Below are 14,201 nucleotides of genomic sequence, written 5' to 3'. Positions count from 1 at the left end.
GAGAAGACGATGACGAACCTGAAAGGCAAGACCGCGGTAGTGACCGGCTCGACCAGCGGCATCGGCCTCGCCTATGCCCGCGCCTTTGCGAGTGCCGGCGCCAATATCGTGATCAACGGGTTCGGCGCGCCGGCCGACATCGAGAAGGAACGCTCCGCCATCGAGGCCGAGTTCAAGGTCAGGGCGGTCCATTCGCCCGCCGACATGACAAAACCCGCCGAGATCGCCGGCATGATTGCGCTGGGCGAAACGACCTTCGGCTCGGTCGATATTCTCGTCAACAATGCGGGTATCCAGTTCGTCGCGCCGGTCGAGGAGTTTCCCATCGAGAAGTGGGACGCGATCATCGCTATCAACCTGTCGTCGGCGTTCCACGCCATCCGCGCCGCTGTCCCCGGCATGAAGACGCGCGGCTGGGGCCGCATCATCAACACCGCCTCGGCGCATTCGCTGGTGGCCTCGCCCTTCAAGTCGGCCTACGTCTCCGCCAAGCACGGCATCGCCGGCCTCACCAAGACGGTGGCGCTGGAGCTTGCGGCCCACAAGATCACCTGCAACTGCATCAGCCCCGGCTATGTCTGGACGCCGCTGGTCGAGAAGCAGATCCCCGACACCATGAAGGCGCGCGACATGACCAAGGAGCAGGTCATCAACGACGTGCTGCTTGCGGCGCAGCCGACCAAGCAGTTCGTCACCGTGGAGCAGGTCGCCGCCCTGGCGCTCTTTCTGTGCGGCGACGATGCCAGCCAGATCACCGGAAGCAACCTGTCGATCGACGGCGGCTGGACGGCGGAGTAGGCGTTGTCATGGCCGGGCGCAGCCGTTCGAAGAGCGGCGTCGCTTCCGCTAGCCTATGCCCGGCCATCCATCCCTTTGAAAAATAATGGATACGCGGGTCAAGCCCGCGTACGATGTCCGTTCGTTGTTAAGCACGCTTCTTCCCGAACGCCAGCACATGCAGTCCGAGCTTGCGGCGCACGATCCAGAACAGCAGCACCGTCTCGAACGCTAGCGATATCGACGTGGCGGCGGCGGCGCCGTGGCCGCCGTAGCGCGGGACAAACGCGAAGCACAGCGCGACGTTCATGCCGAAGGCCAGCGCATAGGCCGCCGCGCAGGCGTGCTGATGGCCGAGCATGTTGAGCAGCCGCTCGACCGGGCCGATCGCGGAGCGGACCACGAGCCCGATCGCGGCAATGAACATGATGCTGTAGCCGGTGACGAATTGCGGGCCGAACAGCCACAGCATCGGCTTGCCGAGCGCGAGCAGCAGCAGCGTCGCGGCGAGCGACGGCCAGAACGTCCACTTGATCGCATGTGCGACGTAGGCCGCCAGCCGTTCCTTGTCGCCGGCCGCGTGATATTCGGTGAAGCGGTGCGCCGTCGTCGCCGACATCGCGTAGTGAATGAACGACACCAGCGCCAGCGTCTTGACGACCGCGAAGTAAACGCCGACCTCGTCCGAGGGGCGGAACTGCTGCAACACCAGCACATCGGTGTAGGACAACAATAGATAAAAGCTTTCGACCAGCAGGATCGGCAGCGAGACCGCGAGCCAGGCGCGGAAATCGTGGACCTTCGGCCCGGCGGCGACGCTGGTGCCGAGCTTCCGGTTGAGCACGATCATCTGTCCGATCATGGCGATCCACACCGCCGCCACGCTTGCCAGCATGGCGATGGCGGCGCTGAGATGAAATCCCAGGACGAAAGCGCCGGCGGTGAAGCCGATGATCAGCGACTGCCGCACGATGAATTGCGGCATCAGCCCGAGCCGCATCCAGTCGTGGGAGCGCGCAATGCCGTCCTGGGTATTGGCGACCACGAAGGCCGGCAGCGTCAGACAGCCGATATAGAGCGGCAGGACCGTCGCCGGATCGATCCACGGCGACAGCACCCTGACGAGGGCCGCGAGCAAAATCGAAATCAATGCAGCGACGATGAACGTCATCCAGCGGCTGCCGCTCAGGAATCCGCGCAGCCGTGCGTCGTCGCCGCTGGCGCGATATTCCGGAATGATCTTCTGCGCCGAGGCCGAGATGCCGAAATCCATCATGCTGCCGAGCAGCAGTACCCAGGTCCAGACATAGACATAAACGCCGTAGTCGGAGCCGCCCATCCAGCGCGCGAGCAGGATCTGTGCGACATAGGCGAGGCCGGCGCTGATGACACGAATGATGAAGATCGTGCCGGCGAGGCGGTTGGTCAGCGAAGCCTCGTTTGAACCGGCCAGCGTCGCACGCAACCGCCCGATCAGGCCGGACAATCGCCTTGCAGGTGCGGTTGGGGTGTCCGTTACGGCCACGGTGGAATCCTCGTGACGCGGGAAGCGTGCCACGATCCGGACCTAGCAACGATTCGTTAAGATTCGGTTGGGGGCCGCGCGATCACCAGCAATGGATCAAGTCGAACCGGATGTTGTGGGCATTCCCTCCCCTTTTTAGGGGAGGTGCAACCGCCGTCGCTTCGGCCTGAACCTAGCAGGCTGTTGAAGAAGTCTCTGGCGCAGCGGTTCTGGGCATGATTCTCTTGATGCGGATGCGTCGAGGGGGGAGCGATGCGGGGAAGCGACGAACGGTCAGGCTCGCTGTTCAGCTATGTGGACTTGGAGGCTCGGATTCGCTCCGACCATCCGCTGCGAACGATCCGACAGATCGCGAACGCGGCGTTGAATGATCTGTCGAGGGACTTTGACAAGCTCTACACGGCGTTCGGCCGTCCCTCGATCGCACCGGAGAAGCTGCTTCGGGCAATGCTGCTGCAGGCATTCTACGGGATCCGCTCGGAACGGCAGTTGATGGAGCGGCTGGAGTTCGACCTGCTGTTGCGCTGGTTCGTGGGCTTGGGCGTGGACGACCCGGTGTGGGACCACTCGACCTTCTCGAAGAACCGCGACCGATTGCTTGAAGGTGAGATCGCCGCGAAGTTCTTGAACGCGCTGATGGGGCAGCACCAGGTCAAGCGGCTGTTATCAAGCGAGCATTTTTCGGTCGACGGCACGCTGATCGAGGCGTGGGCATCGATCAAGAGCTTCCGGCGCAAGGACGGCGGTGACCAGGACAGTGATGGACCGGGACGCAACGCCGAGCGCAGTTTCCACAACGAGAAGCGCTGCAACGAGACGCATCAGAGCACGACCGATCCCGAGGCACGGCTCTATAAGAAGGGCGGCGGCCAGCCGGCGAAGCTTTGCTACATCGGCCATGCCCTGATGGAGAACCGCAACGGACTGGCGGTGCTGGGTGGCGTGAGCCGGGCGACCGGAACGGCGGAGCGGGATCAGGCGTTGGCGCTGATCGACTGCCACCGCGGCCAAAGCGAGCGGCGGATCACGCTGGGCGCCGACAAGGCCTATGACGTCACCGCATTCGTCGAGGACTTAAGACGGCGTTCGGTCACGCCGCACATCGCCATCGACGGGCATTTGAGCAAGACCGGAAAGCCGCGCAAGACCGCGATCGACCAGAGGACTCTCCGTCATGCCGGATATGCCGTCAGCCAACGCTGTCGCAAGCGCATCGAGGAGGTGTTCGGCTGGATCAAGGCCTCCGCCGGACTTGCCAAGATCAAGCTGCGAGGCCGCGACCGCGTCAACGCCACCTTCACCCTGGCGCTGGCGGCCTACAACCTGATCCGCTTGCCCAAACTCCTGGCAGCCGCCGCGTGAAACACAAGTCGTGCACCGTCAAGATGCTCGATCAGGACCCTGATGGTGGCGCCGCCCGCAGATCACGCTGACTCCATTCCATATCCGTCTCCGTGGGAAACTTCTTCAACAGCCTGCTAGAGCCTTTCCGCTTCTGAGGATCAGAAGCGAGGCTCTATGTTTCTGATTTGACGCGCTGTCTTCCCGCGAACCGGTACCCATCCTCGGGTCAAGCCCGAGGACATGCTTCGCTCGAAAACGCTCTAACTATTGCTTTATTGCAGATTGATATTGAATTCGTAAGCCTGCTTGCCACCCACCAGCGTCAGTTTCAGGGCAGCGCCTTCCGGGCTCGTGTTCGCCGGCAGGCCGTCGAGCTTGAACGCAAACCGTTTCACGCCGTGCGGTGCATGATTGAGCTGCGTCGGAATCGGCAGCGCCCAGTCCGGTGTCGGGCCTTCGACGAACAGGCTGACGTCGTCCTTGGGACTCGCGCTGGCGACATCGACCGTCACGGTGGACGGTCCCTCGCGCTTGACGTCACGGATCGTCAGCGGGTTGGGATCGCCGATCCGGGCCGGCTTTGGCACCGTATCGAGCGCCGCGGCCAGCGCGCTGTCCTCCGCGCTGGCGACGCTGGCGAAACCAAGCTCCATGCTGGCTTCGGCGGGAATGCATAGCTTGTCGCACACAGCGAAATTGACGGTCGCGCGGAGCGTGATCGGCTTGTCGGCATTCGTGGCGGCGATGCGCAGCGGCAGCACGACATGATTCTTGTAGCCGAGCGAGTGTCCGCCTGCGCCGTCGGGAAATTGCGATGGCGCGGGCCACAGGACGGTCACGGCGTCGATGTTGTCCGACCTGGAGAAATCGAAACGCGGCGGCACGCCGGAGTCGCCCGGCGTGCGCCAGTAGGTTTTCCATCCAGGCTCGAGCTGAAACGCGACGCCGCCGAGCAGCACCGCACCGCTGCGCGAGCCCGCGAGCAGGCGGACCGCGGCGTGGCTGCCCTGCTGCCATGGCGAGGCATCCTCGGCCGTCGCAGCGGTCGAAAGCGCACAGGCCAGTAGCGCGACCGCAACGCCGGGCACCGCGTGGAGGGGAACCTTGGTGATCATGCGACGTCTTTACCGGCTGGTGCCGTGCCAAACCATTGAATTGCTTGTGATCCGGGTGTTTGGCGGCGGCGGGGAGGTTGATTGACAGAACAGGCATCCAATATCAGGATGGAGGCAACATGAGGGTCATTTGCTGATGAGTGCAGCGCGAAAAAGGCCCGGCACGGGCCGTCGCCAGACTGACGACGCAGACACCGGCGCTCCGGACCAGAGCTATCTGGACGGCCAGTTGCTGATCGCGATGCCGGTCATGGAAGATGAGCGGTTCGCGCGCTCCGTGATCTATGTTTGCGCGCACTCGTCCGAGGGAGCGATGGGTATCATCCTCAATCGCCCCGCCGGAAGCGTCGATTTCGCCGATCTGCTGGTCCAGCTCGACATCATCAAGAGATCCGACAGCATCAAGCTACCGGAAACCGCCGAGGCGATGAAAGTGATGAAGGGCGGCCCGGTCGAAACCGGCCGCGGATTCGTCCTGCACTCGAGCGATTTCTTCATCGAGGATGCGACGCTGCCGATCGACGATGGCGTCTGCCTGACCGCGACGCTCGATATTCTGGAAGCCATTGCGAAAGGCGCCGGCCCGAAACATGCGATCCTGGCGCTCGGTTATGCCGGATGGGCGCCGGGCCAGCTCGAGACGGAAATCCAGGACAATGGATGGCTGCATTGTCCGGCCGATCCGGAGCTGATCTTCGGCCGTGACATCGAGGACAAATATACCCGCGCGCTGCACAAGATCGGCATTGATCCCGGCATGTTGTCGAACGAAGCCGGCCACGCCTGATCGCGCTGTTTTCTGCTTCTAACGACATTATCCACTTTCGACGACAGCAGTTCTCGTCATGCCCGGCTTTATGCGGGGCATCCACGTCTTGAAGGCATTGCAAGTTCAAAGACGTGGATGGCCGGGACCGTAGGTCAGCGGAAGCGACGCCGTTCTTCGAACGGCTATGCCCGGCCATGACGGAGACATTGATTCAACTCGCTTCATGCTTCAGCTTGCGGTCGCGAGCCGTTCCTGGGCCAGAAGCCGCATCGTTGCATCGGCGTCCATCGGCTCGCCGAAGGCGAAGCCTTGCGCGCATTCACAGCCCAGTTGATAGAGTTCCACCGCGTCGGAGTCGGTCTCGGCGCCTTCGGCGACGACATCCATCCCGAGATCGTGCGCCAGCGCGATGATCGACTTGAGAATGACGGGCCGGGTGCCGCGGCTTGTGGTGCGGACGAACGACTGGTCGATCTTGATGGTATCGAACGGGAAGCGCTGCAGGTAGGACAGCGAGGAATGGCCGGTGCCGAAGTCGTCGAGCGACAGCCCGACGCCCAGCTCGCGAATCCGTTGCAGCATCTGCGCGGCATGTTCCGGATTTTCCATCACGAGCGATTCCGTCAGTTCCAGCTTCAGGGTGCCGCGCGCGATCGACGAACGCGACAGCACGGCGCGGATGTCGTTGATCAGGTCGTGCCGTAGCAACTGGCGCGAGGAGACGTTGACGCTGGCGAAGATCGGCGTCTGCGACCGCATGGCGCGTTGCCAGACCGCGAGCTGGCGCGCGGTCTGGTCCATCACGAAGGTGCCGATATCGACGATCAGGCCGGCTTCCTCGGCGATGGTGATGAACTCGTCCGGCGCCATTCGCCCGAGCTTGGGGTGATCCCAGCGCGCCAGCGCCTCGAATCCGGCGACCGCGCGGTCCTCCAGCCGGACGATCGGCTGGTAGAGGATGGCGATTTCGCGCCGCTCGATGGCGCGACGCAACTCCGCTTCGAGCGTTACCCGGTCGGTTTTCCGGGCCCGCATCGCCGGCTTGTAGACGTCGATGCGGTCGCCGCCGATGCGTTTGGAATGGTACATCGCCAGTTCGGCGTCCTTGACGATCTCCTCCGTCAATTGCGTCTGCGGGTCGCTCAGCGCGAGACCGATCGAGGCGGTCAGGAAGATCTCCCGGTCGTTGAAGGCGATCGGCGCGCGGATGGTCTTGCGGATGGTTTCGGCGAACGCGGTGATGCGCGCCGGGTCCTGCTCCGACATCAGGATGAGGCCGAACTGGTCGCCGGCGAGCCGCGCCAGCGTGTCCTGGGCTTTAAGGATCCGCGTCAGCCGCCGCGCCAGCGTCAGCAGGATCGAATCGCCCTCCGCGACGCCGACGGAATCGTTGACCTGCTTGAAGCGGTCGAGATCGATCACCATCAGCGTCGGCCGCAGGTTGGGCATGGTCTTGGCGAAGGTCGCGACCGCGTTGAGGCGGTCGATGAACAGCTTGCGGTTGGGCAGGCCGGTCAGATTGTCGTGCACCGAGTCGTGCAGCATCCGCTCCTCGGCTTTCCTGGCCTCGGTGACATCGGTGAGGGTGCCGACCACGCGTGAGACCTCGCCGTCGGACCCGACCACCGGGCGCGCCTTCAGCGCGAACCACATGAAGTGGCCGTCGGGCGTGCGCAGCCGGAAGTCCTGCACCAGCCGTCCGCGGCGCTGATCGAGCACGCTGTCCAGCGCGGCGCGGAACCGGTCCTGATCGAGCGGATGCAGCACTTCCAGCCAGCTCGCCGCCGGGCCTTCGAGCGTGCCGCGTTTCAAGCCGAGCAGGCTTTCGGTCTCGGGACTGGTGAAGACCTTGTCGGCGGAGACGTCCCAGTCCCAGACCAGATCGCCCGAGCCGGTCAGCGCCAGCGCGCGGCGCTCGACGTCCGACACCACGCCGGCGGTGGCGCCGCCGCCGGCGAAGGCGTGCTGCATCACCGTGAATCCGATCAGCATCACGATCAGCACGAGGCCGCCGAGCAGGGCCGGGCCGACGATGTCGTTGGTGACGTTGCCTTCAACGGTCATTCCGGCGGCGCCGACCCACACCACCAGCAGGAACCAGGTCGGGATCAGCAACACCGCGCGGTCGAAGCCGTGAATCGCGAGATAGACGATCAGTCCGAAGCCGAAAACGGCAATCAGCGCGAGCGACATCCGCGCGATGCCGGAGGCGACCGCGGGATCGAACAGAGCCAGCGCCACCAGCGAGCCGAGGAACGCGAGCCAGCCAAGGGTGATGTGCGAATAGCGGACGTGCCAGCGGCTGAGATTGAGATAGGCGAACAGGAACACCAGCAGCGTTGCCGCGAGCATCGCCTCGCCGGAGGCGCGCCAGACCCGCTCGGCGCCGGCCGACATGTCGAGCACCTTGCCCCAGAAGCCGAAATCGACGCCGATATAGACCAGCACCGCCCAGGCCAGCGCCGCGGCGGCGGGAAACATGATGCTGCCCTTGACCACGAACAGGATGGTCAGCACCAGCGCCAGCAGCCCGGAGATGCCGATGACGATGCCCTGATACAGGGTGAAGGAATTGATCTTGTCCTTGTAGGCGTCGGGTTCCCAGAGATAGAGCTGCGGCAGCTTGTCGGTGCGCAGTTCCATGACGAAGGTGATGACGGCGCCGGGGTCGAGCGTGATGCGGAAGACGTCGGCGGTGGCGCTCTCCTGCCGCTCGGGGCGATCGCCGGTCGAGGGCGTGATGGTCGCGATGCGCGATTGTCCAAGGTCCGGCCAGAGCAACCCCGACGACACCAGGCGGTAGTGCGGTGCGACGATCAGGCGGTCGAGTTGATCGTCGGTGTTGTTGGCGAGCGCGAACACCACCCAGTTCTGGCCACCTTCGCGCGCGCGCACCTCGACGCGGCGGACGATGCCGTCGGTGCCCGGCGCGGTCGAGACCTGAATGCGGTCGGAGTCGCTGTGCTGATGATCGAGGATGGCGGTGAGGTCGATGGCGGGCGCGTCGCTGCGGACGCTGACGGCGTCGATCGCGCGTGCCGGCGATGCCGCGACGAAAATCATGAAGGCCAGCGCGAGACACGCAAGCCACCTGACCGGACGCAATGTCAATTCCCCACCTTCAACATACGGTCCCGCCGCATTGCGCGCGAGACGAATCGGGACCCGCGCCAACAGGACGCTGCAAGGCGACGCTGCAAGACAACGCTGCAAGACAACGTTGTATGTCACGGAATGAAAGCGAATTCGCGCAACATTGCCGCCGCCTTTCGCGCAAACCCGCCAGCCGCGCGCGATAGATGACATAATTACGAAGGAATTTATAGGCTTTAGCAGGTTCGCAGCGATCTAAACCGTCAACACAATTTTGCCAATATGTGCGCCGGTTTCCATCCGTCGGTGCGCGTCCGCCGCCTTGTCCAGCGGGAAGCTGCTGTCGATCAGCGGCTTGATTCGCCCCTCGCGCATCAGCGGCAGCACCCTGGCCTCGATGGCGCCGACCATCGCGGCCTTGTCGGCTATCGAACGCGGCCGCAGCGTCGAACCGGTATGATGCAGCCGCTTCACCATCAGCTTGGCGAAATTGACGGTCGCCTTCGCTCCACCGAGGAATGCGATCTGGACGATGCGGCCGTCAATCGCGGCGACGTCATAATTCTTCTCGATGTAGTCGCCGCCGACCATGTCGAGGATGAGATCGGCGCCGGTGCCGCCGGTCAGTGCCTTCACCTCCGCGACGAAATCCTGGGTCTTGTAGTTGACGGCATGATCGGCGCCGAGCCTGAGGCAGGCGTCGGCCTTGTCCTTTGATCCGACGGTCACGATTACTTTCGCGCCGAACGCTTTTGCGAGTTGGATCGCCATGGTGCCGATGCCAGAGGAGCCGCCGTGGATCAGCAGCGTCTCGCCGGCCTTTAGCCCGCCGCGTTCGAACACGTTGTGCCACACCGTCATCAGCGTTTCGGGCGTGGCGCCGGCTTCAAGCATCGACAACCCGGCGGGATTCCTCATCGCGATCGATTCATGCGCGACGCAGTATTGGGCATAGCCGCCGCCGGAGACCAGCGACATCACCTTGTCGCCGGGCTTGTATTGGCTTGCGCCTTCACCGAGCGCCACCACCTCGCCGGCGACTTCGAGGCCGGGCAGATCGCTGGCGCCGGGCGGCGGCGGATAAGTTCCGGAGCGCTGTGCGACGTCGGGCCGGTTCACGCCGGCGACCGCGACCCTGATCAGGATTTCGTTCGGGCCCGGCGCGGGAACCGGGCGGGTCTCCGGCACGAGGACCTCGGGGCCGCCGGGCCTGCTGATGCCGATGACGGTCATTTGCTCAGGGAGTTTTTCCATGGTTTGTCACCGAGACAACGCGGGAAATTCGATAGGATCCTGGTTAGAGCATTTTCGAGCGAAGCGGGTACTGGTTCGCGTGAAGAGAATCACAAAACCGGTTCCACTTTTGCGGAATACGCGCTGGACAGCCGGCTGCGGGCGGGCAATCGCGCTTCATGGACCGTTGAGTGCAAGTGGGTGAGCGCAAGCGGGAGCAGGATGCATGGCCATCGAGGATGACGACAAGCCGAAGAAAAAGATCGCCCACGAGATCGGACAGGATCTCTCGCTGCTCTCGGTGGACGAACTCGGCGAGCGTATCGCGCTGCTGACGGCCGAGATCGAGCGCCTGCGATCCGCAGAGGTCAAGAAGCGCGCCTCGAAGGACGCCGCCGACAGTTTTTTCAAATCCTGAGAAATCTTCGCCTCCTCAGGGAGAGGGGGAAAAGACAGAGCCGCCTTGCCCAAATTGCAAACGAAAGCTGAAGATAATCGTTCGTTTACGATTGGTTAAGCTTTCTCGATTATGACTGGAATGTCCTTGATTGGACGCCGAGTGGCTTCCTGTCCACTCTGTTTGACGCCTCCCTGTTATCAACTCAGGCCGCCGGAAACGGCGGCTTTTTTTTGCTTGCGTCATCCGTCCGTCCGCGACGGCGTTACGCGCCGTGTAAATTAACCTTTGCGGATACCTCCGCTGGACTCCCGCCGTGGGGCGAGCAATGATTTGTTCATCATAAGCCGCTCGAAAAGCCGGCTGGCGGCGTTTTCAGTTGTGTGAGGCGTGAACCATGTCCGATCCATCGGCAGGCGACACCGGTCTTGTCCAGTTTAGCGAGCGCCTCGCCGGCTCTTCCGCGTTCACCGCCCTGTTCCGGGAAGGCATGGATCTGGTCGAGGCAACCGCCGCCTATCTCGACGGTGACGGCCGCACCGACGCCAGGACCCTCGAACGGTCCGTCAGCCTGACCTATGCGACCGAAAGCATGCGTCTGACCACGCGGCTGATGCAACTCGCATCGTGGCTCTTGCTGCATCGCGCCGTGAAGGAAGGTGAGATGACTTTGGCGCAGGCCAACCGCGAAAAGACCAGGGTGAAGCTGACGGCGGCGGATCCCGGTCCGCAGGACATGGTCGGGAAGCTGCCGGGGCCGTTGCAGGACCTGATCGCACGGTCGATGAATTTGCAGGTGCGGGTGCGCCGCCTCGACACCACCATCCATACGCCGGCCGCCGAGCGGGGGCCGGCCGGCAATCCGCTGATGCCGCAACTCAACCGTCTCAAGGAAGCCTTCGAGCGCCAGATCGGCTGAGCGCCAGATCGCCTGACAGGCTGTTGGGAAGCTTTCGGCGTATCGTCCGAAACTCTCACGTCCCAGGTTCACGCTTCCAGTCCGGCGAAAACGCAGGTCCAACGAAAACGCTCCCGCGCGGCGGAAGCGTTCTGAAAACCCGCAACCTGAAACCGCTCAGTCTTTCTTGAGGAAGCCCGAGAACTTCTTCTGGAACCGGGAGACGCGGCCGCCGCGATCGAGGAGCTGCTGGGAGCCCCCGGTCCAGGCCGGATGCGACTTGGAATCGATGTCGAGGTTCAGCGTGTCGCCGTCCTTGCCCCAGGTGGAACGGGTCATATATTCCGTCCCGTCGGTCATCACGACCTTAATTGTATGATAATCCGGGTGAATTTCGGCTTTCATGGCTTGTCCTTGCAAGGCGAAGAGGTTTCGGCAGATTTGGGCCGCTCTATATCGCACCCGGGGTTGACGGACAAGCCGCGCCTTGCGCATTTGCCAGCGCAGGCGGCGGGGCCTATTAGGTGCTTTCCATCAGCAAGAGCGTGGTCAGGCGGATGAGTCCGGTAGAAGTGCGTGAGAATACCTCGAAAGCCGCGGCCATTGCGTTGCCGCTCGATCGCTCCCCGAAGGCTGGAGCCGAAGCCGGAGCGTCGGGGCCTGCCGTGGCCGATCAGACCTCGCCGCCGGCCAGCGGCGCCCGCCGTGTCCCGTTGCGCCCGCTGCTTGCGCTCATGCCGTATATCGCCCGCTACCGCGGACGGGCGCTGCTTGCGCTGGTCGCGCTGATCGTCGCCGCACTGACGACACTGGTGGTGCCGCTTGCGGTGCGCCGGATCATCGACTTCGGCTTCACGTCCGAAGGCGTCGCGATGATCAACAACTACTTCAGCATGATGATCGGCGTCGTGGCCGTCCTCGCCGGCGCCAGCGCGGCGCGTTATTTTCTGGTGACCACCACCGGCGAGCGTATCGTCGCCGATCTCCGGCGCGACGTCTTCGCCCATCTGATCTCGCTGTCGCCGGTATTCTTCGACACCGCCCGCAGCGGCGAACTGGTCTCGCGGCTGACCGCGGATACGACCCAGATCAAGTCCGCGGTCGGCTCCTCGATATCGGTCGCGTTGCGCAACGTGGTGCTGTTTGTCGGCGCGGCTTCGATGATGGTCATCACCAGCCCGCGGCTGTCCCTCCTGGTGCTGGCGGCGATCCCGCTGATCGTGCTGCCGCTGGTCGCATTCGGACGCTGGGTGCGCCGCCTGTCGCGGAGCGCGCAGGACAATCTTGCGGAAGCCACCGCCTACGCCTCCGAACTGGTCGGCGGCATCAGGACGGTGCAGGCCTACACCAACGAACGGCTCGCCGATGTCCGTTTCGGCGGCGAGGTCGAGCAGGCCTATCTGGCGGCGCGCAATTCGGCGCGCGCCCGCGCCGTGCTGACCGCGATCATTATTTTCATCGTCTTCACCAGCGTGGTCCTGATCCTCTGGATCGGATCGCGCGACGTTCTCACCGGTGACATGACGCCGGGCCGGCTCGGCCAGTTCGTGCTGTATGCCGCGTTCGCCGCGACCGGCCTCGGCCAGCTCAGCGAAGTCTGGGGCGAGGTCGCCGCCGCATCCGGCGCGGCCGAGCGCCTGTTCGAGCTTCTTCGCGTCAAGCCGGTGATCGCGCCGCCGCCGGCGCCGCGCGCGCTGCCGGTGCCGTCGCGCGGCGATGTCGTGCTGGACGACGTCAGCTTTGCCTATCCGTCGCGGCCGCAGGTCAAGGTGCTCGACGGCGTCTCGCTGGCGGTGAGGGCCGGCGAGAAGGTTGCCATCGTCGGCCCGTCCGGCGCGGGAAAAAGCACAATATTTCACCTGCTGCTGCGGTTCTACGATCCGGCCGCCGGGACCATCTGCTTCGATGGCGTTCCGCTGCAGGCGGCCGATCCGCGCGAGATTCGCGCACGCATCGCGCTGGTGCCGCAGGAATCGGTGGTGTTTGCCGCGTCCGCCCGCGAGAACATCCGCTTCGGCCGGCCGGATGCGTCCGATGCCGATGTCGAGCGTGCCGCCGATCTCGCCCATGCCACCGAGTTCATTCGCCGCTTGCCCGGCGGCTTCGAGGCGCTGCTCGGCGAGCGCGGCGTGACGCTGTCCGGCGGCCAGCGCCAGCGCATCGCCATCGCCCGCGCCATCCTGCGCGACGCGCCGCTCTTGCTGCTGGATGAGGCGACGTCGTCGCTTGACGCAGAATCTGAGACCCTGGTGCAGACTGCGCTGGAAGAACTGATGCGCCACCGCACCACGCTGGTGATCGCGCATCGTCTGGCGACGGTGCTGTCGTGCGACCGGATCATGGTGATGGATCAGGGACGGATCGTGGAGCAGGGCACCCACGCCTCGCTGGTGGCCGCGAACGGATTGTATGCCCGGCTGGCGCGGCTGCAGTTCGAGGGCGTGTAGGGCAGATAATGGTCATGCCCGGACTTGATCCGGGCATCCATCCCCTCTGAAAAACCTTTTCAAACGATGGATTGCCGGGTCAAGCCCGGCAATGACGACTGATATGGAGAGTTTTACGGCTTCCATTCCATGCGCTTGACCGGCCGCCCCGACGTCGGATTGACGGCGTCGCCTGTGTGCGCGAACCCATTGCGCGCGTAGAAGCGGATGGCGCGGGCGTTGTCGGCGTTGACCAGCAGCGTAATTCCCGCCGGCGACCGCCGTTTCGCTTCATGAATCAGCGCGCCGGCGATGGCACCGCCCCAATGCGCGGGGCCGACCACGAGCTGATCGAGATAGCCCGCCGCATCGATGGTGACGAAGCCGGCCAGTTCGCCGGAGTGCTCGGCGACGACGATGTCGGTGTTGGGTACAAGCTCGTTGCGCCAGCGCTCGCGCCACCACGGCACGCGGGCCGCGAAATCGATCGCGGGATAGGCCCGCTGCCACGTCGTCTGCCACAGCGCGATGGCGGCGTCTTCGTCGGTGGGCGCGTAGGGACGAAGTTTGAACGACTCTGTCTCGTGTTCGGGCATGATCTTATCCGAAAATCGGACGTCCACT

12 protein-coding genes are annotated in these 14,201 nt (G+C 64.1%); 6 read left to right on the top strand and 6 right to left on the bottom strand.

Going from position 1 to position 14,201, the window contains the following annotated elements; genetic code table 11:
• Positions 1-9: 9 nt before the first annotated feature.
• The gene (locus NHAM_RS18235; RefSeq protein WP_011511924.1) at positions 10-798 is read left to right on the top strand and encodes a 3-hydroxybutyrate dehydrogenase; all 789 of its coding nucleotides are present in this window, start codon (positions 10-12) and stop codon (positions 796-798) included.
• Positions 799-925: 127 nt separating this feature from the next.
• Here NHAM_RS18235 and NHAM_RS18230 read toward each other — a convergent pair whose 3' ends face one another.
• On the bottom strand, positions 926-2,302 hold the full coding sequence (locus NHAM_RS18230; protein ID WP_011511923.1) for a flippase: 1,377 nt from the start codon (positions 2,300-2,302) through the stop codon (positions 926-928).
• A gap of 252 nt (positions 2,303-2,554) precedes the next feature.
• Here NHAM_RS18230 and NHAM_RS18225 point away from each other — a divergent pair, with 252 nt between their 5' ends.
• A complete protein-coding gene (locus NHAM_RS18225; protein ID WP_011509106.1) occupies positions 2,555-3,664 on the top strand; it encodes an IS5-like element ISNha7 family transposase in 1,110 nt (369 codons plus the stop codon).
• Positions 3,665-3,918: 254 nt separating this feature from the next.
• On the opposite strand, the gene NHAM_RS18220 is transcribed toward NHAM_RS18225, so the two are convergent.
• Positions 3,919-4,761, bottom strand: coding sequence for a protein-disulfide reductase DsbD domain-containing protein (locus NHAM_RS18220; protein ID WP_011511922.1), 843 nt, complete (start codon positions 4,759-4,761; stop codon positions 3,919-3,921).
• Between the two features lie 136 nt (positions 4,762-4,897).
• Between NHAM_RS18220 and NHAM_RS18215 the strand changes: the two genes are divergently transcribed.
• Positions 4,898-5,548: a YqgE/AlgH family protein gene (locus NHAM_RS18215; RefSeq protein ID WP_011511921.1), complete on the top strand. Its 651-nt coding sequence runs from the start codon at positions 4,898-4,900 to the stop codon at positions 5,546-5,548.
• Between the two features lie 210 nt (positions 5,549-5,758).
• Here the strand turns inward: NHAM_RS18215 and NHAM_RS18210 are convergent, their stop codons facing one another.
• Positions 5,759-8,635: an EAL domain-containing protein gene (locus tag NHAM_RS18210; protein ID WP_041359240.1), complete on the bottom strand. Its 2,877-nt coding sequence runs from the start codon at positions 8,633-8,635 to the stop codon at positions 5,759-5,761.
• A 243-nt stretch (positions 8,636-8,878) separates the two neighbouring features.
• The gene (locus NHAM_RS18205; protein ID WP_011511919.1) at positions 8,879-9,877 is read right to left on the bottom strand and encodes an NAD(P)H-quinone oxidoreductase; all 999 of its coding nucleotides are present in this window, start codon (positions 9,875-9,877) and stop codon (positions 8,879-8,881) included.
• 205 nt (positions 9,878-10,082) lie between these two features.
• On the opposite strand from NHAM_RS18205, the gene NHAM_RS18200 reads away from it, so the two are divergent.
• Together NHAM_RS18200 and NHAM_RS18195 are read left to right on the top strand one after the other, a co-directional pair.
• Positions 10,083-10,274 carry a DUF1192 domain-containing protein gene (locus NHAM_RS18200; protein ID WP_011511918.1) on the top strand — a complete coding sequence of 64 codons (192 nt, stop codon included), beginning with the start codon at positions 10,083-10,085 and terminating at the stop codon, positions 10,272-10,274.
• A 376-nt stretch (positions 10,275-10,650) separates the two neighbouring features.
• Positions 10,651-11,172, top strand: coding sequence for a DUF1465 family protein (locus NHAM_RS18195; protein ID WP_011511917.1), 522 nt, complete (start codon positions 10,651-10,653; stop codon positions 11,170-11,172).
• Between the two features lie 156 nt (positions 11,173-11,328).
• On the opposite strand, the gene rpmE is transcribed toward NHAM_RS18195, so the two are convergent.
• On the bottom strand, positions 11,329-11,556 hold the full coding sequence (gene rpmE, locus NHAM_RS18190) for a 50S ribosomal protein L31 (protein ID WP_011511916.1): 228 nt from the start codon (positions 11,554-11,556) through the stop codon (positions 11,329-11,331).
• A 152-nt stretch (positions 11,557-11,708) separates the two neighbouring features.
• Between rpmE and NHAM_RS18185 the strand changes: the two genes are divergently transcribed.
• Positions 11,709-13,598, top strand: a complete 1,890-nt coding sequence (locus NHAM_RS18185) for an ABC transporter transmembrane domain-containing protein (RefSeq protein ID WP_011511915.1) — start codon at positions 11,709-11,711, stop codon at positions 13,596-13,598.
• 113 nt (positions 13,599-13,711) lie between these two features.
• Here the strand turns inward: NHAM_RS18185 and NHAM_RS18180 are convergent, their stop codons facing one another.
• Positions 13,712-14,173 (bottom strand): GNAT family N-acetyltransferase, encoded by a 462-nt coding sequence (locus NHAM_RS18180; protein WP_011511914.1) that lies wholly within the window; start codon positions 14,171-14,173, stop codon positions 13,712-13,714.
• Positions 14,174-14,201: the final 28 nt, after the last annotated feature.

The organism is Nitrobacter hamburgensis X14, from assembly GCF_000013885.1.
Taxonomy (GTDB): domain Bacteria; phylum Pseudomonadota; class Alphaproteobacteria; order Rhizobiales; family Xanthobacteraceae; genus Nitrobacter; species Nitrobacter hamburgensis.
This window is presented reverse-complemented; position numbering and strand designations above follow the sequence as displayed.

Excerpts from the sequence above, each read along its gene's own strand:
- NHAM_RS18205 (WP_011511919.1), bottom strand. The coding sequence starts at position 9,877 with ATGGAAAAACTCCCTGAGCAAATGACCGTCATCGGCATCAGCAGGCCC.
- NHAM_RS18180 (WP_011511914.1), bottom strand. The coding sequence starts at position 14,173 with ATGCCCGAACACGAGACAGAGTCGTTCAAACTTCGTCCCTACGCGCCC.
- NHAM_RS18235 (WP_011511924.1), top strand. The coding sequence starts at position 10 with ATGACGAACCTGAAAGGCAAGACCGCGGTAGTGACCGGCTCGACCAGC.
- NHAM_RS18225 (WP_011509106.1), top strand. The coding sequence starts at position 2,555 with ATGCGGGGAAGCGACGAACGGTCAGGCTCGCTGTTCAGCTATGTGGAC.
- NHAM_RS18200 (WP_011511918.1), top strand. The coding sequence starts at position 10,083 with ATGGCCATCGAGGATGACGACAAGCCGAAGAAAAAGATCGCCCACGAG.
- rpmE (WP_011511916.1), bottom strand. The coding sequence starts at position 11,556 with ATGAAAGCCGAAATTCACCCGGATTATCATACAATTAAGGTCGTGATG.
- NHAM_RS18220 (WP_011511922.1), bottom strand. The coding sequence starts at position 4,761 with ATGATCACCAAGGTTCCCCTCCACGCGGTGCCCGGCGTTGCGGTCGCG.
- NHAM_RS18215 (WP_011511921.1), top strand. The coding sequence starts at position 4,898 with ATGAGTGCAGCGCGAAAAAGGCCCGGCACGGGCCGTCGCCAGACTGAC.
- NHAM_RS18185 (WP_011511915.1), top strand. The coding sequence starts at position 11,709 with ATGAGTCCGGTAGAAGTGCGTGAGAATACCTCGAAAGCCGCGGCCATT.
- NHAM_RS18195 (WP_011511917.1), top strand. The coding sequence starts at position 10,651 with ATGTCCGATCCATCGGCAGGCGACACCGGTCTTGTCCAGTTTAGCGAG.